Source organism: Nostoc sphaeroides (assembly GCF_003443655.1).
Taxonomy (GTDB): domain Bacteria; phylum Cyanobacteriota; class Cyanobacteriia; order Cyanobacteriales; family Nostocaceae; genus Nostoc; species Nostoc sphaeroides.
Genome location: NZ_CP031941.1, coordinates 983155 through 1009612, shown reverse-complemented (window position 1 = coordinate 1009612; position 26458 = coordinate 983155). Strand labels below are relative to the sequence as shown.

30 protein-coding genes and 3 pseudogenes are annotated in these 26458 nt (G+C 39.6%); 20 read left to right on the top strand and 13 right to left on the bottom strand.

Annotated elements, in window-relative coordinates; translation table 11 throughout:
- The first annotated feature begins 474 nt into the window (after positions 1 to 474).
- From D1367_RS04705 to D1367_RS04695, 3 genes are read left to right on the top strand one after another with little or no spacing between them, the layout of a single operon-like run.
- Positions 475 to 963 (top strand): ankyrin repeat domain-containing protein, encoded by a 489-nt coding sequence (locus tag D1367_RS04705; RefSeq protein WP_118163697.1) that lies wholly within the window; start codon positions 475 to 477, stop codon positions 961 to 963.
- Complete coding sequence (locus D1367_RS04700; protein WP_118163694.1) at positions 926 to 2212, top strand: nitroreductase family protein; 1287 nt, start codon at positions 926 to 928, stop codon at positions 2210 to 2212. Before D1367_RS04705 ends, D1367_RS04700 begins: the two co-directional genes overlap by 38 nt.
- An 18-nt stretch (positions 2213 to 2230) precedes the next feature.
- Entirely contained in the window at positions 2231 to 2605 is a 375-nt protein-coding gene (locus tag D1367_RS04695; protein WP_118163691.1) for a hypothetical protein, read from the top strand.
- Positions 2606 to 2651: 46 nt separating this feature from the next.
- On the opposite strand, the gene D1367_RS04690 is transcribed toward D1367_RS04695, so the two are convergent.
- Entirely contained in the window at positions 2652 to 3122 is a 471-nt protein-coding gene (locus tag D1367_RS04690; protein ID WP_118163687.1) for a hydrogenase maturation protease, read from the bottom strand.
- 87 nt (positions 3123 to 3209) lie between these two features.
- Between D1367_RS04690 and D1367_RS04685 the strand changes: the two genes are divergently transcribed.
- Both D1367_RS04685 and D1367_RS04680 read left to right on the top strand, forming a co-directional pair.
- Positions 3210 to 3485, top strand: coding sequence for a DUF2281 domain-containing protein (locus D1367_RS04685; protein ID WP_118163684.1), 276 nt, complete (start codon positions 3210 to 3212; stop codon positions 3483 to 3485).
- Positions 3482 to 3895 carry a type II toxin-antitoxin system VapC family toxin gene (locus D1367_RS04680; protein WP_118163680.1) on the top strand — a complete coding sequence of 138 codons (414 nt, stop codon included), beginning with the start codon at positions 3482 to 3484 and terminating at the stop codon, positions 3893 to 3895. Before D1367_RS04685 ends, D1367_RS04680 begins: the two co-directional genes overlap by 4 nt.
- Positions 3896 to 3963: 68 nt before the next feature.
- Here the strand turns inward: D1367_RS04680 and D1367_RS04675 are convergent, their stop codons facing one another.
- Together D1367_RS04675 and D1367_RS04670 are read right to left on the bottom strand one after the other, a co-directional pair.
- Complete coding sequence (locus tag D1367_RS04675) at positions 3964 to 4386, bottom strand: hypothetical protein (protein ID WP_118163676.1); 423 nt, start codon at positions 4384 to 4386, stop codon at positions 3964 to 3966.
- 312 nt (positions 4387 to 4698) lie between these two features.
- Positions 4699 to 5031 (bottom strand): winged helix-turn-helix transcriptional regulator, encoded by a 333-nt coding sequence (locus D1367_RS04670; RefSeq protein WP_118163673.1) that lies wholly within the window; start codon positions 5029 to 5031, stop codon positions 4699 to 4701.
- Between the two features lie 102 nt (positions 5032 to 5133).
- On the opposite strand from D1367_RS04670, the gene D1367_RS04665 reads away from it, so the two are divergent.
- Positions 5134 to 5871 carry an SDR family oxidoreductase gene (locus D1367_RS04665; RefSeq protein ID WP_118163669.1) on the top strand — a complete coding sequence of 246 codons (738 nt, stop codon included), beginning with the start codon at positions 5134 to 5136 and terminating at the stop codon, positions 5869 to 5871.
- Positions 5872 to 5971: 100 nt separating this feature from the next.
- Here the strand turns inward: D1367_RS04665 and D1367_RS04660 are convergent, their stop codons facing one another.
- Together D1367_RS04660 and D1367_RS04655 are read right to left on the bottom strand one after the other, a co-directional pair.
- A complete protein-coding gene (locus tag D1367_RS04660; RefSeq protein WP_118163665.1) occupies positions 5972 to 6370 on the bottom strand; it encodes a type II toxin-antitoxin system VapC family toxin in 399 nt (132 codons plus the stop codon).
- Positions 6367 to 6612, bottom strand: a complete 246-nt coding sequence (locus D1367_RS04655) for a type II toxin-antitoxin system Phd/YefM family antitoxin (protein WP_118163661.1) — start codon at positions 6610 to 6612, stop codon at positions 6367 to 6369. The genes D1367_RS04660 and D1367_RS04655 overlap by 4 nt, the downstream gene beginning before the upstream one ends.
- A 140-nt stretch (positions 6613 to 6752) precedes the next feature.
- Between D1367_RS04655 and D1367_RS04650 the strand changes: the two genes are divergently transcribed.
- Positions 6753 to 6974 carry a type II toxin-antitoxin system HicB family antitoxin gene (locus D1367_RS04650; RefSeq protein ID WP_225892343.1) on the top strand — a complete coding sequence of 74 codons (222 nt, stop codon included), beginning with the start codon at positions 6753 to 6755 and terminating at the stop codon, positions 6972 to 6974.
- Between the two features lie 49 nt (positions 6975 to 7023).
- Here the strand turns inward: D1367_RS04650 and D1367_RS04645 are convergent, their stop codons facing one another.
- The 3 genes and pseudogenes from D1367_RS04645 to D1367_RS04635 all read right to left on the bottom strand — a co-directional run.
- Complete coding sequence (locus D1367_RS04645; protein WP_225892344.1) at positions 7024 to 7407, bottom strand: HNH endonuclease; 384 nt, start codon at positions 7405 to 7407, stop codon at positions 7024 to 7026.
- Between the two features lie 29 nt (positions 7408 to 7436).
- Positions 7437 to 7646, bottom strand: a complete 210-nt coding sequence (locus tag D1367_RS04640) for a hypothetical protein (RefSeq protein ID WP_118163653.1) — start codon at positions 7644 to 7646, stop codon at positions 7437 to 7439.
- A gap of 87 nt (positions 7647 to 7733) precedes the next feature.
- A pseudogene (locus D1367_RS04635) lies at positions 7734 to 8834 on the bottom strand (nickel-dependent hydrogenase large subunit); the annotation flags it as partial.
- A gap of 116 nt (positions 8835 to 8950) precedes the next feature.
- On the opposite strand from D1367_RS04635, the gene D1367_RS04630 reads away from it, so the two are divergent.
- Entirely contained in the window at positions 8951 to 10420 is a 1470-nt protein-coding gene (locus D1367_RS04630) for a site-specific integrase (protein WP_118163648.1), read from the top strand.
- A gap of 239 nt (positions 10421 to 10659) precedes the next feature.
- Complete coding sequence (locus D1367_RS04625) at positions 10660 to 10962, top strand: hypothetical protein (protein WP_181985070.1); 303 nt, start codon at positions 10660 to 10662, stop codon at positions 10960 to 10962.
- A 102-nt stretch (positions 10963 to 11064) separates the two neighbouring features.
- On the opposite strand, the gene D1367_RS04620 is transcribed toward D1367_RS04625, so the two are convergent.
- Positions 11065 to 11616, bottom strand: a complete 552-nt coding sequence (locus tag D1367_RS04620; protein WP_118163645.1) for an REP-associated tyrosine transposase — start codon at positions 11614 to 11616, stop codon at positions 11065 to 11067.
- A gap of 120 nt (positions 11617 to 11736) precedes the next feature.
- Here D1367_RS04620 and D1367_RS04615 point away from each other — a divergent pair, with 120 nt between their 5' ends.
- Entirely contained in the window at positions 11737 to 11976 is a 240-nt protein-coding gene (locus tag D1367_RS04615) for a hypothetical protein (RefSeq protein ID WP_118163641.1), read from the top strand.
- Positions 11963 to 12388 carry a type II toxin-antitoxin system VapC family toxin gene (locus D1367_RS04610; RefSeq protein WP_118163638.1) on the top strand — a complete coding sequence of 142 codons (426 nt, stop codon included), beginning with the start codon at positions 11963 to 11965 and terminating at the stop codon, positions 12386 to 12388. Before D1367_RS04615 ends, D1367_RS04610 begins: the two co-directional genes overlap by 14 nt.
- Before the next feature lie 99 nt (positions 12389 to 12487).
- Here the strand turns inward: D1367_RS04610 and D1367_RS04605 are convergent, their stop codons facing one another.
- The 4 genes and pseudogenes from D1367_RS04605 to D1367_RS04590 all read right to left on the bottom strand — a co-directional run.
- Complete coding sequence (locus tag D1367_RS04605; RefSeq protein ID WP_118163635.1) at positions 12488 to 12718, bottom strand: DUF433 domain-containing protein; 231 nt, start codon at positions 12716 to 12718, stop codon at positions 12488 to 12490.
- Positions 12719 to 13342: 624 nt separating this feature from the next.
- Positions 13343 to 13852: pseudogene (locus tag D1367_RS04600) on the bottom strand (nickel-dependent hydrogenase large subunit); the annotation flags it as partial.
- A gap of 257 nt (positions 13853 to 14109) precedes the next feature.
- Entirely contained in the window at positions 14110 to 15072 is a 963-nt protein-coding gene (locus D1367_RS04595; protein WP_118163627.1) for a hydrogenase small subunit, read from the bottom strand.
- Between the two features lie 448 nt (positions 15073 to 15520).
- A pseudogene (locus D1367_RS04590) lies at positions 15521 to 15955 on the bottom strand (Rpn family recombination-promoting nuclease/putative transposase); the annotation flags it as partial.
- Between the two features lie 468 nt (positions 15956 to 16423).
- Here D1367_RS04590 and D1367_RS04585 point away from each other — a divergent pair.
- The 9 genes from D1367_RS04585 (at position 16424) to hypE (ending at position 26453) form a co-directional block, all read left to right on the top strand.
- Positions 16424 to 17392 carry a hypothetical protein gene (locus D1367_RS04585; protein ID WP_118163622.1) on the top strand — a complete coding sequence of 323 codons (969 nt, stop codon included), beginning with the start codon at positions 16424 to 16426 and terminating at the stop codon, positions 17390 to 17392.
- 220 nt (positions 17393 to 17612) lie between these two features.
- A complete protein-coding gene (locus tag D1367_RS04580; protein WP_118163618.1) occupies positions 17613 to 17879 on the top strand; it encodes an asr0689 family protein in 267 nt (88 codons plus the stop codon).
- An 8-nt stretch (positions 17880 to 17887) separates the two neighbouring features.
- Positions 17888 to 18112, top strand: a complete 225-nt coding sequence (locus tag D1367_RS04575) for a hypothetical protein (protein WP_118163615.1) — start codon at positions 17888 to 17890, stop codon at positions 18110 to 18112.
- A gap of 146 nt (positions 18113 to 18258) precedes the next feature.
- A complete protein-coding gene (locus D1367_RS04565; protein WP_118163606.1) occupies positions 18259 to 19104 on the top strand; it encodes a NifU family protein in 846 nt (281 codons plus the stop codon).
- Between the two features lie 753 nt (positions 19105 to 19857).
- Complete coding sequence (locus tag D1367_RS04560) at positions 19858 to 21084, top strand: NHL repeat-containing protein (RefSeq protein WP_220451005.1); 1227 nt, start codon at positions 19858 to 19860, stop codon at positions 21082 to 21084.
- Positions 21085 to 21176: 92 nt separating this feature from the next.
- Positions 21177 to 23525, top strand: coding sequence for a carbamoyltransferase HypF (gene hypF / locus D1367_RS04555; protein ID WP_118163601.1), 2349 nt, complete (start codon positions 21177 to 21179; stop codon positions 23523 to 23525).
- An 82-nt stretch (positions 23526 to 23607) separates the two neighbouring features.
- Positions 23608 to 23883, top strand: coding sequence for a HypC/HybG/HupF family hydrogenase formation chaperone (locus D1367_RS04550; protein ID WP_118163596.1), 276 nt, complete (start codon positions 23608 to 23610; stop codon positions 23881 to 23883).
- A gap of 243 nt (positions 23884 to 24126) precedes the next feature.
- On the top strand, positions 24127 to 25305 hold the full coding sequence (gene hypD / locus D1367_RS04545; RefSeq protein ID WP_118163593.1) for a hydrogenase formation protein HypD: 1179 nt from the start codon (positions 24127 to 24129) through the stop codon (positions 25303 to 25305).
- 59 nt (positions 25306 to 25364) lie between these two features.
- Positions 25365 to 26453, top strand: a complete 1089-nt coding sequence (hypE, locus tag D1367_RS04540; protein WP_118163590.1) for a hydrogenase expression/formation protein HypE — start codon at positions 25365 to 25367, stop codon at positions 26451 to 26453.
- Positions 26454 to 26458: the final 5 nt, after the last annotated feature.

Here is a 26458-nt window from a genome sequence, read left to right as displayed (position 1 = left end):
ATAATGGGCTTAAAATCATTGTTAAAGCTAGGGAAACTTACGCAATAATCTACTGTTTAGGCAAAAATTCTATCTGCTATTAGTCTAGATAATGAAATTAGATTGTAAAAAATACTGCATTTTAATTATTTTTAAATATTTTTTTCTAGATAGATATAGGGATCTTTATAAATGATTCATAATTTAAAATTATCAGAGTGATAATATATAACTAAGCTAAATTGTTGCTAGTTAACTTAGTACAAAAGCAAACCAAAATAAAATTGCTGGGTGAGGCCGGAAAATAGTGAGTGGGGAAAGATTTTTTGGGTTTACCAAACTTTTAAATACCTAGCAAAGTTGCTTGGGCAAACAACTAGACTTTAGCTACTCGTATAAAATTTTAAAATAATGGTGGGTAATGCCCACCATTAAGTTTTCCAAGCATAAAATTGCTTAGAAAATACTTAATTTTGTGACCTTGAAAGAATAATTATGAGTCAATTAAGCAGCCAAGATTTGAGTGAAGCAACAACCCAATGGCTAATAGCAAAAGGCTACAATCCTGGGGATTTAAATCAGCCAGGGGAAAATGGCGATACAGCTTTGATGAAAGCCACAAGAGAGGGAGTGTATGCAGTCGTTAAAGAACTGATTGATGCAGGTGCGGATATCAACGCTCGAAATAGCGATCGCAACAATGCTTTGTGGTTTGCTTGTTTTGGTAATCACTACGATTTAATTAATTTACTCTTGGCTCATAACATTGACATTAATAACCAAAATGATAACGGTGCAACTGTTTTAATGTACGCAGCATCAGCCGGAAAGACAGAAGTAGTCAAGTTACTTTTACAACATCATCCTAATTTATCTTTAAAAAACTTGGACGATTATAAAGCGATAGATTTTGCTAGCAATATAGAAGTTTTAAGGATACTTAAAAATGCCATCAAATCAGATATCGGGCAAAACTTATCATGACGCTACCAAGCATTCTTACTTATCGGTACAACTCGATCCAAATTATGTAGATGCTTCAACACAGCCATCTGCATTTAAAGTTTATCCAAAGTTTTATCGGAGAGTGAAATTAAATCTCAATAATCCTGTTCACTCTTTTATCTCATTAACCAGTGCGATAACACTGGAAAAAGTATATAAAGATGGCCCTTATAAACTGCGGGTGAATCCATCAGCAGGCGCTCTGTATCCTACAGAAGTTTACGTACAGCTTCGTGGGATTGAGGGAATGGTAGATGGTATATACCATCTAGAAGTTGAGAATAATTGTCTAACTCTCATCTATGAATTAATCGATGATGGGTTAGAGAATTATATTATACCGGGTAAAAGTATCAACGGATTCATCTTTTTAATTAGTTGTGTTTATTATAGGTCTAGCTGGAAATATCAAAATAGAAGCATAAGATATTGCTTCTTAGATAGTGGACACCATTTAGGTGCAGTTGCAGCTTCAGCTTTTCTCCACAACCGAGATATACAACTAATTTTTGACTTTGATAAACTTACGCTCAATTCAGATTTGGGATTTGAGAATAAAGAGTTTATTACTGCTTGTGCGGTGTCAGGAGAAATACAAGATAAGAAAATCAGACACTTAAGGCTGAAAGTTCCTTTTGTTTCTGGTACTGATTATTTTGAATCCAATCAATTTATTGAAGATGCTTATCAAGCAACTACTCTACAAAAGAGTCGCCAGCAGAAATTAGAGTATCCTCAATTTGATTTCGATCAGGATAAATTTTATCAAATAGTTTGGGATAGACGTTCTATTAGACGTTTCCGGAAAGAGGCTATTTCTCAAGAAGATTATTTATATGTAGTGCAACAACTTCAGCAGTCAATACCGACAGAAAATTATGAGCAAATAGAAATTTACTCAGTGGTGCATCGAGTAGAGGGAATGACACCTGGGTTATATAAAGGTACGTATTTGATTAAAGCGGGTAACTTTAGTGAAAAGACAGGTTACTTATGTATTAATCAGGCTATTGCTAAAGATAGCGCTGTAACTTTATTTTTTGTGTCAGATTATTTAAACTATCAAACTGCTATGCAAATAGCTGGTTTTCTGGGACATAGGCTTTATTTAACTAGTAATTATTTGGGGATTCAATGTAGTGGAATTGGTGCTTATTATGATGATGAAACCCAAGAATTATTAGAAACAAATAAAGATGTACTTTATGGAATGGTGATTGGAATATAAGTAGGAAGCTAAAGAGAGATGGCTAGAAATATGTATTACTTTAATAGTGATGACTCACATCCTATGCAACCGACATCGGCAGATATTATACTGCGGCAGCAATTAGAGGATTCTATTAGTAGATACTTTTATGAAGCTTGCGATCGCACTATTCAAAATCTTCTATCTGATTGTCGGTGGTATGTTACAACCCATGCTAATGCTTTGACATTGGTAATTGAATGCCCCGATCAAGTTACTAATTGGCGTGTTTTACAAAAAATTGTGCCAATGGGGACATTACTACATGGAATTGTTAGCAGTGCTAAAATTCGTGTTTGTCCGCCGGAAAGTCAAGGTATACCTTTTGAAATGAGGGTAGATGAACTCTCCGTTTATCGGGATTGGGCATAAAGAAGAGAGACGCGATGAATCGCGTCTGTACAAGAGTTAGGAATTTTTACTTATTATTCTGTTTGATAAGTGCAGCTACCTCTTCAAAAACCAAATTGGCAGAATGTTTGACGACAGGACTTAATTCAAGTCCCAAAGCAAGATTTGCCGCCTCAATTAAATAAACTGTGACATCTTCGGGAAAGTCATTTTGAAAGATTTTCCGTCCGGCGGCTAAAGCATTATCCCAACGAAAATCGTGCAAGTTATAACTAGGTTCGGGCATTGCTTCCAGTTCTTTTCCTGGAACTTTAAACACAGCACCCGGTTCAGAACCAGTTGAACTTGCATCAATAATTACTAATTGTTTACTACCTCTAGCTTGAAACATTACTTCCATCCCTGCGGTGCCACAGTCATATACTCGCACATGAGGATGAGGGTTTTCAGCTAGATATTTTTGTAAGCGTTGGGCAATGATTACGCCTACTGCGTCGTCATTGCGATTGAGATTTCCGCAACCGATAATAGTTAGCATTTTTTGTACGCCAATGTCTTCATCTGTCACCAGCGCGATCGCATAAAGTACAATAAGTCAAAGCAATTCTTTCCTTTTGTCAAGCGTATGGATACTTTGACTACAAATAGACAGACATTAATTGAGGCAATTAATGCTCTCCCAGATGAAAAATTAATTGAGCTAGCAAGCTTTGTTGAATATCTTCAATATAAATCAACAAGGCAAAAAGAAGTAAACAATCATGGGTCTTCTTTTCTAATGTCTATTGCAGGATTAGGAGCTTCTGCGGAAACTGATGTCTCAGAACAAGATGAAGATATATTAAAAAACGAGATTGATTCTGTACGTGGTTGGGGTCTTAAAGCAGATGATCGTACATGACAGCAATCCTGGATACAAGTTTCTTATTTGCACTTACTAACAAGAGCGACCGCAATCACTCTCGTGTTTTTAATGTCGCAAAGACTTTGAGTGAACAATTAATTTTACCAACCTCTGTCCTTCCTGAAGTTTGTTACCTAATTTCGTCTAGACTGGGACATCAAGTAATGCGTCATTTTTTGGTTGAACTTGCAGCTAGCGATATTCGACTGGAATCAATTCATTTTGAAGATTTAGAGCGAGTTAATGAAATTCTCGAAGAGTACGCTGATAGTCAGCTTGATTTTACAGATGCAACGATTATTGCACTTGCAGAGAGAGACAACATCATTCGGATCTTGACGCTTGACCGTCGTGACTTTGGTTTTGTCCGTCCTAGACACTGTGATTACTTCGAGTTATTGTCATAATTTGGAAAATACGAGGCTTTGACTTATGAAACAGACAAAGCCTCTGAGAATAATTTATCAGCAGGAAACTATAAAGCTACACCATGTTTCTTGGCAATTTCAGTAAGTTTATCACACTGATCTTGTGACACTTTAGTTAATATCTCTTCAGCCTGTTCTTTTGTACTTCCTTCTTTAGGAATTAAATACTTGACATAAAGAGATACAAAATCAGCAGCGATCGCTAAACCAGATAAAGCGTGTTTGTCCGCTTCCTTACCAGCGATCGCAGCTACCAAACCGGCTTTGATTGGGTCTGGTTTAACTTTCATGAACTGCTCGACAAGTTTAGGAACGTAGTCTTCTGGTGGCAAATTATCTAACTTACTTCTATCAGGAGTAAAGTTACATTCTGCGGCTTTTGCCTGTTCTAAAACACACCATTCTATGTATTCTTGCAATGCTGCATCGGGAACGCGAGGGAGATAATTATGTAGCGCTAAATCAGACACAAGCTTACCGTGTAAATTGCTGTTTTATGCAAGTGCATTAACGCAAGCCTAACGCACTGTTTCTATAAGTTTTAGTGTGGTACGCTACGAGTTTTGAATATCAGACATTGGGAATAGGACATTGGGAATAGGGCATTAAAAAATCTTTGCTTGCTTATCTTGCTCACTCCCGATTCTTCGGTTAAGGCAAGAGACGCGATGAATCGCCGTCTCTACAATCATCAGTTGTTTCGTATTGACGGCGATTTTTCGCATTTTCGTGATCTAAAATTTTCATCAAAAAACCTTAACCAAATCGTATTGCCCCGCTTTCTATTCCCTAATAACTCGCTTTAGATGTTCTTGTCCCCAGTCGCAAAGAGCTTTTAAGACAGGTATAAGAGTTCTGCCATAATCTGTAAAAGAATATTGTACTTTTAAAGGTACATCTGAGTACACTTTTCGGTTAACAATTCCATCATTTTCTAGTTCACGAAGTTGTTGAATCAACATTTTTTCAGTAATTTCAGGCATCAAGTGTTTCAATTGGCTGTATCGTTTGGCTTCATCCTTCAAGTGCCAGAGAATCAAAATCTTCCATTTCCCACCTAAAATTTTTAGCGTTGTTTGCACAAATGATGTGCCTTCAGTTTGCTTTTCTGACATATATTATGCGAACTTACAAAAAAGTAAGTACTTCCCAAAAAGCAAGTATAAGTATATTTTTGGATTAGAGTAATTCTTATTTCGACGGTATAAAGGAAAAGCATGGAAGTTTTAGGTGCAACTGCCCTGGTAACTGGCGCAAATGGAGGTTTAGGTAAGTACTTCGTAGAAGGATTGAGAGCGCAAGGTGTAGCCAAAATTTATGCTGGCGCTCGCAAGCTGGATGCTTTAGCTGAACTGGTTGCAACTGATCCGCAGCGAATTATCCCGATTCAGTTAGAAATTACTGATGAAGAATCTGTTCGCCAAGCTGCACTAAAATGTCAAGATGTCAACTTGTTGATTAACAATGCTGGTGTGGGCTTGAACCAGGGATTGATTGCTGCACCTGATTTGTCCTCCGCTAGGGCAGAAATGGAAGTTAATTATTTTGGGACGTTGATTATGTGCCGTGCTTTTGCTCCCATTTTGAAACAAAATGGAGGTGGAGCGATCGCTAATATGGTGTCAATGGTGGCGCGGGTAAATCTTCCTTTTAATGGCAGCTATGGCGCTTCTAAAGCAGCAGTTTTGTCATTGACTCAGGCGGTTCGGGCAGAGTTGGCGGCTCAAAAAACGCTGGTGGTAGCAGTGTTACCAGGAGCTATTGATATTGGTATGGGTAAGTCTTTCCCTGATCCAAAAGTACCTCCAGAAGAAGTAGTTCGGGATGCACTGCAAGCTGTGGTTGATGGCATAGAAGAAGTTTACCCAGGTGAGCAGGCCAAGCAACTCAATGAGCAACTGATGCAAGACCCTAAAGGAGTTGAAAAGTTTATTGCCACATTTCTACCAGGTTAAAGAGGTGGTGGAGCGATCGCTGAAATAGTAAATGCGATCGCCAAAATAGCAAATGCGAACTCCGAAATAGTAAATGCGTAGGCGTAGCCAGCCGTAGGCATTAAGATTTGGCTGCCCAAAGTAGGGAAATGTCGTACTTATAAAACATCGAATCGGCACTCACAAGCGTCATTTCTTCTATCTGAGCCTGTGCAATGAACATTCTGTCAAAAGGATCTCGGTGGTGCAAAGGTAAAGCAGCCGCTTGTAAAGCATGAGAAGCTGTAATTTCTAGCGAGCGCATTGCCAACACCGTCATCCGACTAGAAATATAACTGTCTAAGGGGTCTGGCAATGGTAACTTGCCGATCGCAACTTTTATCCCTATTTCCCAAATACTGGCAACTGAGAGCCACAATTCATTCGTTTCATCGGCAATATGGGCGATCGCTGCTTCATTCAAAAGCTCTGGTTGGGTAAACCACCATAACCAACACTGCGTATCTAGCAAAAGTTTCACTCCTCACCACCCTCAAATGCTGCCAAAATTTCTTCTGGTAAAGGGGCATTGAAATCATCTGGTACTACAAAACGCCCTTTATCCTGCCCTAAACTATTGAGTCGATTTGATGAGTTGTGAAACGGAACCAACTTGGCAACAGGAATACCTCGGTTGGAAATAATGATTTCTTCGCCAAGTTCTACGCGCGACAACAGCTTTGAGAGATTCGTTTTAGCTTGATGAATATTTACAGTTTCCATAAGATTAAACTAAGTCTGTAAACTAAGTTTAATTTTTTTGTCGTAGTGGTGCAAGAGCGATGTTTACGACAGGCTACGCCTATGCTCAGTTAGATGACCGATCCAGTAAGCTGTAAGTGAGCGTTGTCCATGATTGTGATATGAAAACTTTTACTGCGATCGCTAAAAGAGATCCTGACACTAAGTTCTATGTTGGCTATGTCTCTGGCTTTTCTGGAGCGCATTCTCAAGGTGAAACCTTGGATGAATTGCAGGAAAATTTGCGTGAAGTTATTGAGATGCTTCTAGAGGACGAGGATCTGGTATTCGAGACAGAGATTTATAGGTATACAACAGATTGTGTTTCAGTAAATCATGAGTAATATTCCTATTCTTCAACCCCAACAAGTTGTACGAATATTGGAGAGCCTTTTAAGGTGGTGGATGACGACCCAGTAATTCTTCTTCTGCCCGAATCGCTAGCATAATCGCACGATTCATGCTGAGTGCATTAATGGTTGCTCGTCCTGTAGCTGTTAATCCAACAACTTCTACAGTATTCCATTGAAAATGTTCTTTCCATACTTGTTGACGAGGGTTGAAGATTAGTACTTTTTTCCCTGTTTCTGGATCTTCAACCATTTGTCGTGCAGCTTTACGTAGTGAACAGGACACGCAAGCAAGTGCCAAATTATTTGCTGTTGTTGTACCACCTGCTACCACAGGAGTGATGTGATCAATATGAAATGTAGCTGCTTGACCTGCTTGGGATAAACTGCAATATTCACAGCGATCGCTTGCTCTTTGGATAACCAATCGACGTGAAGCGGCTGAAATCTTACCATTTATCCCTGATGCATCACACGTTGAGAGCGCAAGTGCAACAGAGATAAAAATTCTGCTAACTCAACCAGCCCTTCTGCTTCTCGTCGTTCTGCAAGGGGGAGCGCTTCGCCTGCATCTTGGCGATCTAGCAAAAATTGAAGACGCTCGTGAACAGCTTCAGGAAGTTGAAAGTGAGTCAACTCAACAGGTATCTCAATAATTTCAACCATACAAAGTATGTCTAGCAAAATTGCAACCACTTGTAGAGTCAGTGTAACTCAATATGCATTGTGCTAGACGATCTGAATATTTGAAAATTAAGCAGTCCGAAAACGTGCCAACTCTTCACCAGTCTTAGCATCATGGGCGTGGACTGTACACACCAAACATGAATCAAACGATCGCGCCACATGACCAACTTCCACTGGATCGCTAGAATCGTAAATGGGTGTGCCAATTAACGCTTCTTCAATGGGGCCGCGGATTCCTTCACCGTCACGAGGGCCAATATTCCATGTACCTGGGGCAATAACTTGGTAGTTCTTAATCTTACCGCCCTCTATTTCCACCCAGTGAGATAAGGAACCCCGCGCTGCTTCCGTTGCACCCCAACCGCGTCCATCTTTTTCTTTGGGTTTGATATACCAAGGGTCGTTTAATTTGAATTCGCGTAAACAGTGTTCAGCTTGCCGATATAACTTGACAAGTTCGTGAACTCGTGCTAGCTGACGCACATGAATACTAGCACCACCCATTCGTTTGAAGACATCGAGGATGAAGGGGTCGTAGTGTTGCCAAGATTCGCCATGTTGACCACCAGCTACTAATTGCCGCGCTAAGGGGCCAGTTTCTAAGCGTCCGAAGTCTTTGTGAAGGACTGCACTCGACCAAGAGTAGGCGTTATCGAAGTCTTTGGTATTGATTGCAGTGGGTTTAGTGGTGCGATCGCTAGGGTGAATATCCTCTGTCCCCTCATCGTACCAGGAGTGAGTTGTATTCTCGCGGGTAAATGACTGATCCATTAAAACGTGAGTGTCTGCGAAGCTGTCGTACACTCCACTTTTCATGATCATTGCCGCATTTCGTCCTTCAATAGTCGGCTTTTGGTATTTATCTTCATGGGCTAAATATCCCCAAGTGACATATTTACCAACACCAGCGCCATATCTATCTAAACCGATATCTAAACCCATCCGCCAATAAAAACCTAAGTCGGAATCTCGATGATTTCGGTCTTCATCTAACCAATCTCTAAAGTCATCATAAGTTTGGATTTGTTCGTAGCGTTCTAAAGAACAACCCAACCACACTGGTTCTAACCAATTGGTGCGGAAATATTCTAGAATCGCCCAAGCGCGGGTAATGTCTGTAAGGGTGGGGGCGCACATCACACCACCAGGCACCATATAACTGCTGTGGCAACTGGTGATATGCTAAAAATGTTCCTGAGTAACTTATTGCACAAAGTGATTTTGCTCGGCAATAACATTTTATTTTTACCATTTCAGCTTATAAATAAGGGAATATTTAGGGAATGAGCGGACAAAATCAGGGTAATTGCGAGGAGACATATTCCACATCTACACATGAATATGCAAATGCAGACTCAACCGACTTTTTCGCCGATATTTTTGCAGATTTTGAGCCGCAGAACACCACAGACGGTAGCTACAAAGGAACAATGGCGAAAATTAAAGCAACAGAACTACAGTATCAAGCAGTTTTTGAGCAGAAGTTAGTCGAAGCTAATACTAATTTAAAGAGGGATAGAATTAGAGTTAGCATTAAACAAACTGGGAATTCTCTCCAGTTACGAGCTACCCTACCGTTAAAACCAGGCGATCGCAGCTTAGGTAAGGAAAAAAAGCAGTATGACTTGTCTCTAGGGATACCAGCAAATTTAGAGGGACTGAAAACTGCGATCGAGGAAAGTTACGAGTTGGGTAAATTAATCGCTCGCCATACTTTCGAGTGGAATGAGAAGTATTTAGGAATAAAATCTAGAGAAAAGCAAGAAATAAAAAGCATTGGAGAATTATTAGATACATTTGAGGAAAAATATTATAAAACCCGTCAGCAAACTATAACCAGTCAAAATACTTTTGCTAACTATATATCTGTTCTTAAAAGAAATTTTCCTTTAAACACTTTGGCAACAAAAAATAATTGTGAGGAAATTATTAATTCATTTCAGGGAAATAAAAAAAATGAAGTGATTGCGGTAACTTCTGTTTTTATTAAAACCTTTGAGTTGGGATTTTCACTTGACGTGACACGGGATAATGTCACCCCTGCCCATCGAGAAATCCCCGACGATGATAAAATAGTGGCTTCTTTTGACCTATTTGAAAAATTCGCCCTCAACCGCAAAAATACAAACATCAGTGATGAAATAGACACTTGGGAAATGTGGCGTTGGGTATATGGAATGTTGGCAACCTTTGGGTTAAGACCAAGGGAACTATTTGTGCAACCAGATATTGATTGGTGGATATCTCCCCAAAATATCGACCATACTTGGAAAGTCAATAAAAATACAAAAACTGGATATCGAGAAGTTATCCCTTTTGTGCCAGAATGGATAGAATTATTTGATTTACATAATCCCAAACCATTAAAGATTTTAGAAAAAAAGGTGACAAAAATCGCATCTGTGCAAAATATTAATTGGATGCGGAGAGATATATCCAGATGGTTTAGAAAAGTGGGAATTGAGTTTCAACCCTACGATTTGCGTCATGCTTGCGCCATTCGAGCGCATCTTCAGGGAATACCCATCAAAGCCGCAGCAGATAATTTAGGTCATACTGTTGATGAACATACAAAAACCTATCAAAGATGGTTTGGCATTGAAAACCGGAAAAAAGCCTTTGGTGAGGTAATTAGTCAAAAGTCGTTAATTGAGTTGCAGAAGAATGAAATATTGGCGCTCAGGATAGAGAATGAAAGGTTAAGGTTGGAAGTTGAGAGATTTAGGAAAATTCTGGATATCAGTGATAAATAAGCTCAAATTACTGTGGTTGCGTACAAACTCAGATGAATAGCCCGAAAGATTCTGTATAATACCTGGATATTGACGATATCCAGAATTTTTTTTGCTATTACCTAGATGTTATGGTACGGTGCAATGAGTCGTGATATTTTTATTACCTGAGTTAAGCTCAACATGAGCAGTGTAAAATTTGGGTATGTTAGATGGAAATTTTCCGTCTAATAACCAGTTGGGCATCATAAGAAACAAGGATGAGTAGACAAAGGGTTCCAAAAGGGCAGGTCTTTCTGAAGAAAGAAGAAAAGATAGCGGCAGCCCTTGAGCGTCTGCCGCCGGATCATTCCGATGCGGAGTTCATCGCAAAATTCAGAGAGCAGCATGAAAGTGACTGGCAAAAAATTGTCGCCAGATACGAAGCGCACGAGCGACTCACCAAGCCAGGAAAGTCACATCCAATGCCGCCACCAGAGAAGTATCTGCTAAATGCAGCGCGAACTCAGAGGCTCTATTACAAAAAATTCGGCAGCTTGCAAGCATTTCAGCCAGAGGGTTAGTGCGATCGCCGATCTTGTAGGGTGCGTTAACGGAGTGTAACGCACCATATTTGTGATTATTTACTGATTTTCGGTGCGTTACGCTGTCGCTAACGCACCCTACTAATCGTCCCAATATCCTTGAGGTTTTTCCTTTCTGTCATCTTTACCCCAATCGGTTGGATAAATTCCCTCAGCGATAAACCGATGAATACTGGAATACTGCCAATCTTGGGGATTTTCACACAATCCATGTCGAGCCGGATTATCATGAATATAATCACAATGGAGCGCAAAATCCCGTTCATCCCGAATTAAATGCTCCCAAAACCGACGTTGCCAAAGATTACTTTCTCCTCGCTTTTGTCGTGATTGAGAAACCTCCCGATTAACTCCTAATGCTTGTCCATAATGTTTGGTAACATAAGTTTTAATTAAGCGTAATCTAACCGACAAATATTTATCATCAGGGGGTAAAGTCCACAAACAATGAAAATGATCAGGTAATAAAACAAAAGCATCAATACAAAAAGTATATTTTTCCCTTACTTTTTCTATTGCTTCTCGGAGAGATTTTCTCCCTATATCAGTACAGAGCCAAGATTCTCTTTGATAAGTGACTTGTGTGATGAAATATGTACCTCCAGAAACATTAGGTCTTCTATAATTAGGCATAGGAAGTTAGTATGGGTGAAATTAAATTATTTTTTATTTATTGTATTATTGTATTGTCATATTGGTTGGGCAAGAACATTTTTGGCTAAACTATAATCAGGGAAACAGCAAGATGAGATTATGAACTTAGATAAAATTCAACAAGATATTGCGTCTCTTCCTCCCGATGCACAACAAATCATAGTTCAACTCGTAGAATTCCTGAAAAAACGCTACCTTCTGAATCAACAGGAATCTTCAGAAAATTCCTTGCAAGACTGGTCAGACTTTATCGGTTGCATAGAAGCTGAAACAGACCTCTCAAAAAACTATAAAAACTACTTAGACCGTGAACTTAACCAAAAATATGATCATAGTTGATACAGGCTTTTGGTTAGCTCTTGCCAATAAAAGAGATGCAGTTCATATATCCGCAAAAAAACGATTTCAAGATTTAGTTAATCAGCAATTTATTACGACCTGGTGTGTCGTTACGGAAACGTGCTATCTATTACAAAAAAGAGTAGGAGTAGATGCTCCAAAAATCTTTATTCATAAAATTTCTACAGGAAAGCTACAAATCTTTGATCTCAAACAACATCATTGCCAGCGTATTGAAGAACTGATGGAAAAATATAAAGACTTACCGATGGATTTAGCCGATGCCTCTCTCGTGATCCTTGCAGAAGAATTAGGTCATGGTCAAATTTTATCGGTTGATTATCGAGACTTCAACACCTATCGCTGGAAAAATACAGAACCGTTCGATAACCTCTTTCAGGAATTTTTATGACGTAGTGCGATCGCGAAGCGCTCCGTAGGAATCGCCGATCCTGTAGGGTGCGTTAATGCAATGTAACGCACCTTATTACGTTTTCATCAAACAGTAATTTCATGCTGATAAGGTCGAAATCATAAGCCGGCGTTCACGGTCAGGCGCATAAGCAATACAAGCTTTTAAAGCTTCTCGCCTTAGATCGGGAAAATCATCAAGAATTTCTGCTTCGGTCATCTCGGAAGCTAGGTATTCAAGCACCTCATAAACTGTAATTCGCAACCCACGTACACAAGGCTTACCACCGCGTTTATTGGGTTCAATTGTAATATAGTTTCTGTAATTCATTATGTGGCGAGTGCATTTTTGCCAACTTGTCTGACGATACCATGTATTTCTGCTCAAAATTCGATAATTTCACCGTTAAATATCTTTGAGAAAAGCGATCGCTCAATTTTTAAACAAAGAAATCAATACTTCTATACTTAGACCAAATTATAATTATTTAAACCCTGATATGACTATTTGCGTATTTATATTGAGGAAAAGCCGGATTTATACTTTAACAGCAAGACAATAATTATACTTAACTACTTGCCTTGGACTTCCTTAACTGCGTAGACGCAAAGCGGCTTGTCGCTAGACATCGCTAATCTAGGGTTAGGGAAAAATTAGGTAATACCTGGGAAAAGCAAATAACTTTTAAAGTAATTCGTAATTCGTAATTCGTAATTCGTAATTAAGTTTTGTAATGGGGATTTAACCCCAACACAAAACTTGCCGGTTTTAGAACCGGGGGACTTAAACCCACGGAACTAGTTAACAGAGAAAAATAAATGGATTTACTGCTTGCTATCTTTGCTTATGGTGTAGCTGACTGTGGGTTTATCGCCTAATTTAAGGAAAAACCAGGGAATCATTACACATATCCTGCCAAATCCTTACTATATAAGCAATTCCCCAATTTCTTTCCATATAACTGCTGTGGGGCCATTGTCCGCCCAATAGTGCATAAATTTCTACGGGTTTAGCGGAAATTGTTATGCCTAGTTCGTAAGATTTGCCAGTGAAGGCAGCAAAACGTTTAACAGCTTCCTCATAAAAGCGACTATGGCGGTATTTTTTATTGGTTAAATCAATGGCAAACAGTCCATAAAAATAGCGGGGGATGCTTTGAATTGTCTCGACAATTTGACCAAGATTTCTGGCTAAAATTGCATTGCGGGGAACTTCTGTTTCCCAAGCTGTATCTAATGCCCAAGATGCACAAGTTAGGTGAGAACCGCCGCAAATTCCGCAAATGCGAGGTGTGACAATTAATCCAGCTTGGGGGTCTTTACCGCGTAGGATAACTTCAAATCCGCGAAATAATTCAGCGTGTGTCCAGGCGTTGACTACTCTACCGTGTTCAATATCAACTCGAACATCTAAATCGCCTTCAACTCTACCGACGGGCGATATATCTAATGATTGAATTGTCATTTGTCATTTGTCCTTTGTCATTTGCTATTTGTCATTTGTCATTGGTCATTGGTCATTTATCATTGGTAATTATTCACTCGCCTCTCCTGCAAAATGGTCGAAACCCTTGATTTATCGTTGATGGGAGTGTGAAAGGTTATAGTCTAATACGCTTGGGTTTTCAAGACGCGATAAATCGCCGTCTCTACAAGTGTTTTGTTGCTCATTCTGAACTGTATTAGGTTATAGTCATTGGTCAAATCACAAATGACTAATGACTAAACTGTAAAAAAGTCTTCTTCTGCCCAAGCTGGCGCTGCATCTTTTGCAACCATTGTGAGTAAGGCGTAGTCTTTTTTGTTGAATCCTGGCGGTAATTCTTTGGGAACTCCCATTACTGTTTGGGTTTTAAATACTGTTCCTGGTTTGAGGTCAAAGAAGGGAAATTCTGGTTCTGTGCAACCTAAACAAGGCATTCCGGCGCGAGTTTTGGAAGAGACGCGGTTCCATAAGATGCGGTTGCAGGAGGAATGAGTCATGGGGCCGCGACAACCCAAGTCATAAAATAGACAGCCTTTGCGCTGACCAAATTCGCTGGTTGATGCTTTGTAGGCAAAGTGAACGTTGCGGGTACAACCAGTTTGGGTATAGGTGTTGAAGAAGGTTTGAGGACGATTTAGTTCATCGAAAGCAATGTCTGCTATGCGTCCAGTAGCGATCGCAACTAATATCTGCGTAATCCAGTCGGGATGGGCAGGACATCCAGGTATATTAATTACAGGTAATCCCGCTTGTGATACGAAATCTTTCCCTAAAAAGCCGCCTTCTTGGCGCTTGAGAAATTGTAAACCTTCCGATTCGCTAGGATTAGGTGACATGGCGGGAATTCCTCCCCAGGTGGCACAGTCTCCCACAGCGACGATAAATTTAGCAACTTTAGCAAGGTCTAATAACCAATCTTTCATGGCGCGATCGGCAAACCGATTCCATTCGCCAGTACCGTTGGGGGCATTAACAACGCTGCCTTCAAATACCAAGATATCTAAAGGAATTGTGCCAGAAATACAATTCCGTAGCAGTGTTTGCAAATCGTTGCCTAGTTCCAGCCCCAAGGAAGGATGCCAAAGTATATTGATACCAAAGTCGGCAATTAAATCGCAGACTGTCGGTTCTTCAGCGTTGAGAAATGACATGGTGTTGCCTGAACAAGCACCACCTTGTAGCCATAGTACGTTAGTCATCGGCTAGGTGTTTTTGTATTGTTTCCCATGCATGATGTAGGTGATAATGCTTGTAAAGTCTCACCTGCTTATCAATATTTGTTTTTCAATACTAAGATATTTTTTGATTTAATTCTCTTTCATTAAAAAAGAATTAATCATTAACAATAGTCAAAAGTTGGACGAGATTATTTTAAATTATTATGTTTGTTATACTCGTAACAGATTTAACAAATAAAAAACAGTAAAAACAAAATTATTATTTTTTACTTACTGGCGTTAAATAACCTCGCGTACTGAATTCATTCCTGCTAGCTGTTAATTCGTGCGAAAGGATGAGTATTTTAAGCAGTCAGATTTTAACTAGTTCCGTGGGTTTAAGTCCCCCGGTTCTAAAACCGGCAAGTTTTGTGTTGGGGTTAAATCCCCATTACAAAACTTAATTACGAATTACGAATTACGAATTACGAATTACTTTAACTGTCTCTATACCGATTGATGATGCTTCAATTGAGCTTAATTCGTCAAGATAGACGCGAGTCACTCGTTGTGAGTTGAGTAATTCTGTATATCTTTCGCTATCTCCAGTATCAACGCTGCGGTTGGGGTAGATGACAACACCACGCCAATTATTGATTAATTCGGTTTTGTCGAGATAGTTAAAGATTTCGGTAAATAAACGTGAGTAGAACTTTTTGTCTGGTTGAAATTGCACTTCGGCAAAATAGATGGGTAGTTCTGCTGCATTTGGCAGGAAAACGCCATCGATTCTAAAGGCTAGTTGTTTGACTTCTACTGAAGAAAATTGGTAAACACTGGCTAGTTGTGGTGGTTGGTTAATCAGTTCAAAGAAAGTAGTGGGGATACTCTGAAAGATCCGATAGAAGATACTGTCTGTTTTCAAGGTAGCTTGTTTTACAGTCGTTGATGAATATATTTTACACTTTGACGATTCCGTGGCGAATCTTTGGAATATACAAAAATTAGCTGGTAAGATAGTGCATATATGTATGTCAACAATTCCATAAATAATATTTGAATTGTGTCGAGTGATGATACAAAAAGTATTTTAAAAAAATTAGGTGTTTAAAGCTGACATTAATATTAGCAATTTCCCCCTAGAATTTTATAAATAGGGTGTTTTATATTTTAGAGATTGGGGACTAGGTATTGGGGATTGGGAAACTCTTCCCTAATTCCCAGTCTCTAGTCACCAGTCACTAATCCCTCGTCTCAGACAAAAAGGGGAATTCCGCCTAAAGGACTCGAAGCCTGCGTAAATCAGTATTGCCCGTGATTAGATGCAAATGCGTATCTCAATCATTCATGGGTGTTGGACTCAATTCCCAATTGGCTAGAGTACGGCAGAGTTATGAACCCCAGCATTACAGATTCGGCGGTGAAGGCTGCGGTAGCAGCTGTTGCTTCAGAGTCAGCTTCAGCAGAAGAAAAAATCCAAATGCTGATTGAGATAGCACAGGGTTTTCAAAAAAAGCCCAAAGTTGCCCAAGACTTGCGAAATGCAGTTGGTTTATATTACCGGGCCTATGAAATGTGTGGTGAGGAGTATCCCCTACTGAAAGCCAGGGCCAAAGTGGGTATGGCAGGGACATTACAGGCAATACCGGATGCTGATTACGAACTGCTGCTGCAAGCTAAAGTCGGTTATGAAGAGGCGTTACCGATTTTACAACAATTAGCTTCTCCAGAGGAAGTAGCAGAGACGCAAATGAATTTTGGGCTAGTGTTGCAGTCGCTTGTACCGTTCAATTTGGCGCGGATAACCGACAGCATCCAGGCTTATCATGAGGCTTTGCGGGTGTTTACTTGGGAAGATTACCCCCAAGAATACGCGATTTTGTATAACAATATTGCGATCGCTTACCTTTCTATGCCCCTAGCATCGGAACGGGAATACTTGCGTCAAGGGTTAGCTGTGCAATCATTTGAGGTAGCACTAAAGCATATTAATCTAATCGATCATCCTAGAGAATATGCCATGTTGCAAAACAACTTAGGTAACGCTTTGCAATATTTAGTGAGTTCCCATCCTGTCGAGAATAACTTACGTGCGATCGCAGCTTATGACGAAGCGCTAAAAGTGCGTAACGCTAAAGATACACCTTTAGAGTACGCTAACACAATTTCCAACAAAGCCAACGCCCTATTCAACTTACCAGACGATCCTGAAAAACCAGAAGCTGGTAATCCTCAAAATCTTTTGCAAGCCCGTATCTACTATCAAAGTGCTTTAGAAATATTTACAGAATACCAACAAATTGCCCAAGCAGAGGTAGTAGTCCAAGCATTACAAGATGTAGAAGTAGAAATGAAGGGTTAGAAGTTATAGACCAAAACCCTTGTAGAGACGGCGATTTATCGCGTCTCAAAAACCCACGATTTATCGCGTCTCAAAAACCCACGATTTATCGCGTCTCAAAAACCCACGATTTATCGCGTCTCAAAAACCCACGATTTATCGCGTCTCAAAAACCCACGCGTATTGGTTATGAATCTAAATTGATTCTTAACTCTTTACTTAAACAATGAGGAAAAACAGCATGAGAGACATTTTAACAACGCCAAATGTGATAAATTTTCTCACAAGTTTAGCAGATGGCGATCTTAACATAGCAACAGAATTGGTGTGGCTAATTATAGCAACAGCCTTGGCTATGGTTGGCGGTGCAATTGGTGGAATGATATTAGCTGGGAAAGATATAGGATATCAACTTTCAGCAATGCTTGGTGCATTATTTGCCCCTGCGGGTGTAATTCCTGCCATCTTCTTAGGACTTGTTGCTTTAAATTTCTTGACAAATTATTAGGATAAAATATGTTAGAGCTAGGATGGTTATCTGCCAAGTTGTTTTTTAAAGGAAAGCTAATACGCAATCCAAGATTTTTTCTCAAGCAAACTACTATTGGTATTGCCGTAGGTTTTTTACTGCTAGTGTTACTTGCACAAGCCCCCATTCCCTTCTACATACCAATCATCTTATCTAGTTTAGTGACGGGCATGATTATGCCGTTTCTCTTCAAGGATTTTAAAACGAAGTGATACCAATCCTCTAAAATCAGGTAACACATTCCAACTCCGAAACCCAAACAATATCTGACTTTCTTAATTACGAATTGGTATGAATTGTCATTGATAAACAACCAATACCCAATGCCCCATGCCCAATGCCCAATGCCCAATGACAAATGACAAATCTTGAAGAATTAATTCAGGAAATTAATCGTTTCGAGGCAATTATATCCGAGTGGGATGAAAGCCAACGGTGTGTAGCAGTAGGTCTAAAAAGAGCAATTGAAGCTTTGCATAAAGCTGCGTTGACTAATTTGATTAAAAGCCTAAAACAAGAATCACTGCCGGCTTTGCGCCATGCTGTTGCAGATGAATTAGTATATGCAGTGCTACTCTATCACGAACTAGTCAAACCACCAAAGCCTCCACTTTCACAACGCATTCAGGCAGCCCTTGAAGAAGTTCGCCCAGGTTTAAAAAGCCATGATGGTGATGTAGAATTAGTGGCAATTAAGCCCCCAGATACAGTAGAAGTTAAATTAATCGGAACTTGCAGCAGTTGTCCAGCTTCTACTTTGACTTTATCTCAGGGAGTAGAACAGGCAATAAAAAACCATTGTCCTGAAATTACCAAAGTTGTTGCAGTCAATAATAGCCCTGCTGTTAAGAACGCGAATTCTGGTTTAATCAGTCCATTCTCTTCAAAAATAACTTGTACTTGGATCAAAGTAGCAACTATTGATGAAGTTCCTGAGTTTAACGTCATCGCAGTACAACTTGCTGGTACTTCGCTAATTTTACATCGTCAAGGCGTTACAGTAAAATGTTACCGTAATGCCTGTACCCATCTAGGATCTCCCTTAGAAAAGGGTAAAGTTGAAAATGGTATTATTACCTGTCCTGCCCACGGATTCCAGTACAAATTAGAGACAGGTAAATGCTTAACCGTGCCTGATGTTTCGCTTCAGTCGTATCCAGTCAAGGTTAAAGACGATAAGGTTTTTGTGAAACTACAAAAATGATCATGCGAAGGTAAGATTTCAGCAAATATACTTGGCAATTAGTCAATCACGGCTAATTTACTTTTTCATTTCAGTAGTTCGCGCATTCATTTTAGTGTTTTGTGCAAGCAAAATGCCCGAATGCTTTCTCATTTGTATAATTCAGGTATTGATTTTAGTGTTTTGAGAAAGTAAAAAGGCATATTACTTTCTCAAAAGGTCATTTGACTTATTCAAACCCCAGTTTGCTTATTCATTTTAGTGTTTTCCGCAAGCAAAATGAGATTTTACTTATTCAAACTCCAGTTTGCTTACTCATTTTGGTGTTTTCCGCAAGTAAAAGGTCATTTGACTTACTCATTTTAGTGTTTTCCGCAAGTAAAATAAGCTTTTACTTTCTCAAACCCCAGTTTGCTTTCTCATTTCAGTAAATCGCGCACTCATGCGAAAAACTTGCCATGTAGCAAAAATTACTAAAAGCCATATTAATTTTTTTAGCTTGATTAATACAGAACTTAATTAGAGGTTTTAAGTAAATACGATTCAGTTAAGGAAAATTGTAGGTTGGGTTAAGCAAAGCGCAACCCAACAAAGCCCCGAAAATGTTGGGTTTAGTTCCTCAACCCAACCTACACATTTCAAGGTTTTTGGCACTAACTAAACCGTATTGAGTTTTAACTGAATTTGAAAAAGCATAATGCAAAACCGTTACTGTTGTTACATGCTAATCACCATTAATGTTTTTAAATAATTATCAGCATCTATCTGCGGTTCATGGATATCCCAATCATAATTAATCCCATATCACAATTACCGCTAGAAGCAACAGAAAATCCTCAATATTTACCTCTATCACCTCATGGTGCAGAGGTAATTTTAGGTAACATTATTGAACCCGAACAATTAGTTATACCTGTAACACCCAATGCCACAACAATGTTTGGGCCTCGTGGTGCTTGCTTGTTATCAGAAACTGGCCCATTATGGGTATCAGATACAGGACATCATCGATTATTAGGATGGCAAAATTTACCCACGAGAGATAGTCAACCGGCTGATTGGGTAATTGGACAACCTGACTTTTATCATGAAGGACAAAATGCTAAAATTACACCGGGAAGGACAACTTTAAGTGTACCAACAGGCATTTCTGCTTGCGGCGAAGGGTTAGCTGTCGCCGATGCTTGGAATCATCGAGTTTTGATTTGGAAAAACCTACCAGAAGATAACAATGTTCCAGCAGATTTGGTGTTAGGGCAAGTTAATTTTACAGAGAATGAACCAAATCGAGGCAATCAGCAAGCATCTGCTAGTACAATGCACTGGCCTTATGGTGTTTACTATCATCAAGGACGGCTATTTATTGCTGACACTGGTAATCGAAGACTATTAATTTGGCATCAGTTACCAACAGAAAATGGTCAACCGGCTGATTTAGTTTTGGGACAACCGGATATGATATCTCGCAATGAAAACGGCGGTGATTCTCCAACCGCAGCTAGTATGCGTTGGTGTCACGACATCGCTTTTTGGGGAGAAAATTTGGTTGTCAGCGATGCAGGTAATCACCGAGTGATGATTTGGCAAGGAATGCCAACAGAAAATAATACTCCTTGTGCTGTGGTTTTAGGACAAAAAAGCTTTGATTTTGTGGAAATGAATCAAGGAGTTTATTTGCCTAGCGCTAGTAGTTTGAGTATGCCTTATGGTGTGGCGGTGGCTGGCGATTGGTTAGTAGTTGCGGATACTGCTAATTCTCGTTTGTTAGGATGGAGAAAGCCAGAATCAATTTTATCATTGCAAGGTGTGATGGCAGATGGGTTGGCAGGACAAATAAATTTTCAAAGTAAAGGTGAAAATCGTAATTTCGGATTGCCTAAACGAGATAGTTTAAATTGGTGTTATGGGATAAAAATTTGTGGCAATAGGTTGGTAATAGCTGATTCTGGAAATAACCGAATTTTGCTGTGGCAGTTTAATTATGGGATTTCTAAGAAATAAATTAGCTAAATAAACGAACCACAGAGACACAGAGAACACAGAGAAATGAGGAGAAGAGAGTTTTTTGGGTATTTTTTTATTTGGAAGTCTCTATGCCGATTGAAGAAATTAGAGTTCGCGGTACTGTTCAGGGAGTAGGATTTCGACCTACTGTATATCGTCTTGCTAAAGCTTGCGGTTTGTATGGAGATGTTTGTAATGATGGGCAAGGTGTATTAATTCGGGTATCTGGTAGTGAGGAAGCATTAACAGAATTTGTTGCCAGATTGCAAACAGAATGTCCACCATTAGCGAAAATTAATCAGCTAACTAGAATTCCTTATAAAGGTGAATTTAACTTTAACAATTTTGTGATTTCTAGTAGTGTCAATAATGCTATTAAAACAGAAATTGTCCCTGATGCAGCTACTTGTCCACAGTGTCAACAAGAAATATTTGATCCCTTTAGCCGCTTTTATCGTTACCCTTTTACTAATTGCACTCATTGCGGCCCTCGCCTGAGTATTATTCGTGCAATTCCTTATGACAGATGCAATACCAGTATGTCTGCGTTTGCTATATGTCCCGAATGTGCAAAGGAATACCACGATGTCGAGAACCGCCGTTTTCACGCCCAACCTGTAGCTTGTCATGTTTGTGGCCCCACAGCTTGGTTAGAACGCGCTGATGGTAAATCGGTTACTGCTTCCATGTTTTCTATGCTAGATGATGTGGATGCTGTTTGTACTTTGTTGCAAAAGGGTGAGATTGTCGCAATTAAAGGCTTAAGTGGTATTCATTTAGCTTGCGATGCAACTCAGGAAACCGTTGTACAAAAACTGCGTCAGCGCAAAAGGCGCTATCACAAACCATTTGCTTTAATGGCGCGAGATATTGCAATAATTGAACAATATTGTACTGTCAATGCCAAAGAAAAAGAACTATTGACAAGTTCTGCTGCACCAATTGTTTTACTACAAGCGACAGGTAAAAAACTTGTAGCAGCATCAGTAGCATCGGGGCAAAATACCCTTGGTTTCATGCTACCTTATACGCCTTTGCATCATTTAATTTTGCGGCGGATGAATTGCCCAATTGTTTTAACAAGTGGTAATCTTGCCGATGAACCACAATGTATTGATAATGACGAAGCAAGAGAAAAATTAGGGACAATCGCTGATTATTTTCTCTTTCACAACCGAGAGATTATTAATCGGGTAGATGATTCGGTGGTAAGAGTTATTAGAGATAAAGTCCAAATAATTCGCCGTGCTAGAGGATATGCACCAGCATCGATTAGCTTACCACCAGGATTTGACAATGTGCCGCAAATTTTAGCAATGGGTAGTGAGTTAAAAAATACCTTTTGCTTATTGCGTGAAGGAGAAGCGATTCTATCTCAACACTTGGGAGATTTAGAAAATGCTGCGGCTTTCAATGCTTACCAAGAGACTTTAAACTTATACTTGAATTTCTTTGAACATACACCAGAAATAATCGCCATTGATAAACATCCTGAATATCTTTCCAGCAAACTTGGTAAAGAACTAGCAGATACAAATCAAATTCCAATTCATCAAATTCAACATCATCACGCCCATATTGCTGCTTGTATGGCAGAAAATGGGATTCCTTTAAATTCGCCTCCGGTATTAGGGATTGCTTTAGATGGTTTAGGTTACGGTGATGATGGTACACTTTGGGGCGGAGAATTTCTTTTAGCAGATTATCGGAAATTTGAGCGACTAGCAACATTTAAACCAGTCACAATGATTGGTGGTGAACAAGCAATTTATCAGCCTTGGCGTAATACCTACGCCCAATTAATAGCTGCTAACCTTTGGGATGATTGCCAACAACAGTATGCTGATTTAGAAATCGTAAAATTGCTGAATAAAAAACCACTAAAGCTACTAAATCAACTTATAGAGAAAAAAATTAACTCTCCTCCAGCTTCTTCAGTGGGGCGGTTGTTCGATGCAGTAGCGGCGGCTATCGGTATTTGCCCTGAAGAATGTAGTTATGAAGGACAAGCTGCGATCGCAATGGAAGCTATAGTAGATGTTAGTAGCTTAAATAATGATAAAGAAACGCTAATATATCCTTTTAGTTTTAGCTTTTCAGATAGTATTTACTGTATAGACTCACGCCCAATGTGGCAAGCCTTACTCTCTGACTTGCAACAGCAGATTCCCCAACCAGTTATAGCTGCCAAATTTCACAAAGGTTTAGCTAACGCGATTGTGGAAATGGTTAAGCATATTTGTGAAGAAAATCTGATTAATCAGGTAGCTTTAACAGGAGGAGTCTTTCAAAATTGTATATTGTTACAGCAAGTTAGCAAACAATTAGAAACATTGGGGATAAAAGTACTAACTCATAGCTTAGTTCCAGCTAATGACGGCGGATTATCTCTAGGACAAGCAGTGATTGCAGCCGCACAATTAATACACAAGTATTGATATTTGACAACCGTTTTATGACAAAAAATTCTCTCTGTGTTCTCCGCGCCTCTGCGGTTAGTTTATCTTAAAAAATAAAAAAATGTGTTTAGGAATCCCCGGACAAATTATAGAAATAACCAACGTTAACCATAAACTAGCCCTAGTTAACATTGGTGGTGTGAAGCGCGAAGTAAATATTGCCTGCATCGTTGATGAACAACATCCTCCCGAAGCTTGTATTGGTGATTGGGTGTTAGTCCATGTTGGCTTTGCTATGAATCGAATTAACGAACAAGAAGCGGCAGAAACATTACAACTTTTCCAAGAATTAGCAGCAGCACAAGCAGGAATTAGTACTTATACCAATTCTGTATGAAGATGTGCTTATAGTGTAAGAAATAAAGAACGAACCGCCAAGTACGCCAAGTACGCCAAGAAATAAGAAATTAAGAGATTTAGCGCAGCTTCACAAAGAAATAGTATTAAATAATAGACTTTTCTTGTCTCATGTAAAGAAAGGGTTTAAAACACACCTCTTTCTTCCTTGGCGTTCTTGGCGTCTTGGCGGTTCGTAAAAACTCCCTACCACAAAAGCGAAATTAACTATTCCCCAATCCCTATGAAATATGTTGACGAATTCCGCGAACCTGAAAAAGCTGAAGCCATACTCCGCGAAATCACCAAATTAAGCCACCAGCTAGAAAAACCCATCAAAATCATGGAAGTATGCGGCGGACATACCCATTCCATATTTAAATACGGTATCGAAGAAATATTACCTCAAACCATCGAACTAATTCATGGGCCTGGTTGTCCAGTATGCGTGATGCCAAAAGGGAGATTAGATGATGCGATCGCAATCTCCCAAAATCATAACGTCATTTTTGCCACCTTTGGCGACGCAATGCGAGTTCCCGGTTCCAAAACCAGTTTACTGCAAGCCAGGGCACAAGGTGCAGACATCCGTATGGTGTACTCTCCCCTAGACAGCCTGCAAATTGCCAGAGATAACCCCGACAAAGAAGTAGTCTTCTTCGCATTAGGTTTTGAAACCACAGCCCCCAGCACCGCCTTCACCATTCTGCAAGCAGCAGGCGAAAAAATTCATAACTTTAGTATGTTTTCCAATCACGTCCTCGTGATTCCCGCCCTGAAAGCATTATTAGATAATCCCGACTTGCAACTAGATGGATTTGTTGGGCCAGGCCATGTCAGTATGGTAATAGGCAGTGACCCATATCAATTTATTTCCCAACAATATAATAAGCCAATAGTCGTTTCAGGATTTGAACCCTTAGATATTCTCCAATCGATTTGGATGCTATTGCAACAGCTAGTAGAAAATCGTTGTGAAGTCGAAAACCAATATAACCGAATTGTCCAAAAATCTGGAAATACAGTAGCCCTGCAAGCCATAAATAAAGTTTTCGCAGTGCGAGATAGTTTTGATTGGCGCGGCTTAGGTGACATCCCCTATTCAGGATTAAAAATTCAACCTGAATATGCCCAATTTGATGCCGAACTTAAATTTATCATTCCTAACCTCAAAGTAGCCGACCATAAAGCTTGTAAATGTGGAGAAATTCTCAAAGGAGTCTTAAAGCCTTGGGAATGCAAAGTATTCGGTACAGCCTGCACCCCAGAAACCCCCATTGGTACTTGTATGGTATCTTCCGAAGGTGCTTGTGCAGCCTATTACAAATACGGACGACTCTCCACAATTGCCAAAAGAACAATCACCCAAAAACCAAAAATAACTCAAGAACCCCTCCCCGCCTGCGGCTTCTCCTCAGACTAAAAACTCCGCGTACCTCCGCGCTTCCCTCTGCGTCCCTTTGCGTTTAAAAAAATTTTAATATGAACATTTCCCCCACAAACCCAATCCAAAAAATAGAAAAAATCCGCCGCCGCCAAACTAAAGTACAAGACACTCATATAACTCTCGCACATGGTAGCGGTGGTAAAGCCATGCGTGATTTAATAGATGATATCTTTGTCAGCAATTTTGATAACCCCATTCTCTCACAACTAGAAGACCAAGCCAGCTTCAACCTAGCCCCTCTCCTCCAACAAGGAGACAGACTCGCATTTACAACAGATTCATACGTTGTAGACCCATTATTTTTCCCCGGTAGTGATATAGGAGAATTAGCCGTAAACGGTACAGTTAATGATTTAGCTGTCAGTGGTGCTAAACCTTTATATCTAACTTGTAGCGTAATTTTAGAAGAAGGATTACCCGTAGAAACCTTGCGGCGTGTTGCAGCCAGCATGAAAATAGCCGCAGAAAAAGCTGGTATTCAAATTGTCACTGGTGACACAAAAGTTGTACATCGTGGTGCTGCCGATAAACTCTTTATTAATACTGCTGGTATTGGTATCATTCCACGAGGAGTTAACATTTCCGCTCACAATATTAAACCTGGAGATGCCGTAATAATTAATGGTGAAATAGGCAATCATGGGACAGCAATTTTAATTGCCCGTGGCGAGTTAGCCTTAGAGACTAATATTGAAAGTGATTGTCAGCCATTACATAGTTTAGTAGAAACTATTCTCCATACATGTCCCCAAATTCATGCTATGCGAGATGCTACCCGCGGTGGTTTAGCTACAGTACTAAATGAATTCGCCCTCAGTTCCGATGTGGGAATTCGTCTCTTTGAAGAATCTATTCCAGTGCGGGAAGAAGTCAACGGAGTTTGCGAAATTCTCGGTTTAGACCCTTTATATTTAGCTAATGAAGGTAAGTTAGTTGTAGTGGTTCCAAAAAAGAATGCTGAAACTGTTTTATCAGCTATGAAATTACACCCAGCAGGCAAAGATGCTTGTATTATTGGCGAAGTTATTCCTTCACCCGCAGGTATCGTATTATTAAAAACTGCTTTTGGTGCTGAAAGAATTGTTGATATGTTAGTAGGCGACCAATTACCGCGAATTTGTTAATAAAT